This window comes from Streptomyces flavofungini (genome assembly GCF_041028215.1).
Taxonomy (GTDB): domain Bacteria; phylum Actinomycetota; class Actinomycetes; order Streptomycetales; family Streptomycetaceae; genus Streptomyces; species Streptomyces flavofungini_B.
This window is the reverse complement of record NZ_JASKYR010001074.1, coordinates 1-2,196: the sequence shown is the minus strand read 5'-3', so window position 1 is coordinate 2,196 and position 2,196 is coordinate 1. Positions and strand designations below refer to the sequence as shown.

The following is a 2,196-nucleotide window of genomic DNA, read 5'->3' as shown; positions in this document are numbered from 1 at the left end:
GTCTCGACGCGCGCCGGGCCGCCGCGCCCCGGCAGCCCGAACGGCCCGCGCCGCCGCCGGAGCTGCTCGCCACGCTGGCCGGCCGCCACAACGCGGGCCTCAGCCTGGGCAGGCTCGGGCGCTGGACCGAGGCGGGCGAGGTGCACCGCGTGCGGGAGCGGGTGGCGGGACCCGACCACCCGGACACCCTGCGCTGCCGCCACAACCTCGCCTACAACCTCAGCCGTCTCGGGCGCCTTGAGGACTCCTACCGGCTGGCCGAAGAGGTGGCGGCGGCGCGGGCCCGCGTCCTCGGCGCGACCCACCCCGACACCCTCGTCACCCGCTACGAAGTCGCCTATGCGCTAGGTCAGTTGGGCCGCTGGCACGAGGCGCTGCGCACCTACCGGGAGGTGGCCGACGCACGGGTGCGGGCACTCGGAGCCGACCACCCCGACACGCTCGCCGCCCGCTACGAGGTCGGCATCAGCCTCGGCAGGCTCGGGCGCAGCGCCGAGGCGCTGGTGCTGTACCGCGACCTGGTCGACGACCGCACCCGCGTCAGCGGCCCCAGCGACCCCGAGACACTGCGGGCCCGCCATGGACTCGGCGTGAACCTCGGGCGGCTCGGCCGCTGGGAGGAGGCCCTGGCCGAGGCGCGGGACGTGTGCGCGATCCGGGAGCGGGTCCTCGGCCCGGACCACCCGGACACGCTGGTCAGCCGCCGCGAGGTGGCGGTCGGCCTCGGCTGGCTCGGGCGCTGGCCCGACGCGCTGACCGAGTACCGCAGGGTGGCCGCCGCCCGCGAGCAGGTGCTCGGCGCCGGTCACCCGGACGCCCTGGCCAGCCGCAACGACGAGGCGCACTGCCTGGAGCAGCTCGGCAGGGGCACCGAGGCCGTCGAGCTGTACCGCAGGGTGGCGGCGCTCCGCCAGCAGCGGGCCGCGGGCGGCCTGTGAGTGATCCGATGCGGGACCGGTGGGTCCGGTCCCGGTCACGCGGGGTCCTCGACGGTGGTCCTTCGTGTTAGGAAGAGCCATGTCTGATCGCGATGTGTACGACGCCGTCATCGTCGGCGGTGGCCACAACGGTCTCGTCGCCGCCGCCTATCTCGCCCGCGCCGGACGTTCCGTGCTGCTCCTTGAGCGGCTCGGCTCCACCGGCGGCGCCGCCGTCTCCAGCAGGCCCTTCCCCGGGGTCGACGCGCGGCTCTCGCGCTACTCCTACCTGGTCAGCCTGCTCCCGAAGAAGGTCGTGCGGGACCTCGACCTGGACTTCCGGGTGCGCACCCGCACCGTCTCCTCCTACACCCCGGCCGAGCGCGACGGCCGCCCCACCGGTCTGCTCGTCGGCGGCGGCGAGGCCCGCACCCGGCGGGCGTTCACCCGGCTGACCGGCGACACCAAGGAGTACGAGGCCTGGCGGGAGTTCTACGCGATGACCGCCCGCCTCGCGGGCCGCGTCTTCCCCACGCTCACCGAACCGCTGCCGTTCCGGGCGGAGCTGCGCGCCCGCGTCGACGACGCCACCGCGTGGCGCACGCTCTTCGAGGAGCCCATCGGCGCGGCGATCGAGCAGCGCTTCGCCGACGACCTGGTGCGCGGCGTGGTGCTCACCGACGCCCTCATCGGCACCTTCGCCGACGCCAACGACCCCTCCCTGGCGCAGAACCGCTGCTTCCTCTACCACGTCATCGGCGGCGGCACCGGCGACTGGAACGTCCCCGTGGGCGGCATGGGCGCCCTCACCGACGCGCTCGCCGACTCCGCGCGCGCCGCGGAAGCCACGCTGCGCACGGGGTGCGAGGCGACGCGGATCGCCACCGACGGGCGGCGCGCCGAGGTCACCTACCGGCAGGACGACGCGGGCGAGCACACCGTCGCCGCCCGGCACGTCCTGGTCAACGCCTCCCCGCAGGCCCTCGCCGCGCTCCTCGGCGAGCAGCCGCCCGCGCCCGCCGAAGGCGCCCAGCTCAAGGTGAACATGCTGCTCAAGCGGCTGCCGAGACTCCGCGACAGCACGGTCGACCCGAACGAGGCGTTCGCGGGCACCTTCCACATCGCCGAGGGCTACGAGGAACTGGCCACCGCCTACGCGCAGGCCGCCGCCGGAACGCCGCCCACCGCGCCGCCCTCCGAGATCTACTGCCACTCGCTCACCGACCCGACGATCCTCGCCCCCGACCTCGTCGAGCGCGGCTACCAGACCCTCACCCTC

2 protein-coding genes are annotated in these 2,196 nt (G+C 75.2%); both read left to right on the top strand.

Going from position 1 to position 2,196, the window contains the following annotated elements:
* A partial coding sequence (locus tag AB8Z36_RS38515) for a tetratricopeptide repeat protein (RefSeq protein WP_369218014.1) occupies positions 1–938 on the top strand: 938 nt, incomplete at its 5' end.
* Between the two features lie 79 nt (positions 939–1,017).
* A partial coding sequence (locus tag AB8Z36_RS38510; protein ID WP_369218013.1) for a phytoene desaturase family protein occupies positions 1,018–2,196 on the top strand: 1,179 nt, incomplete at its 3' end.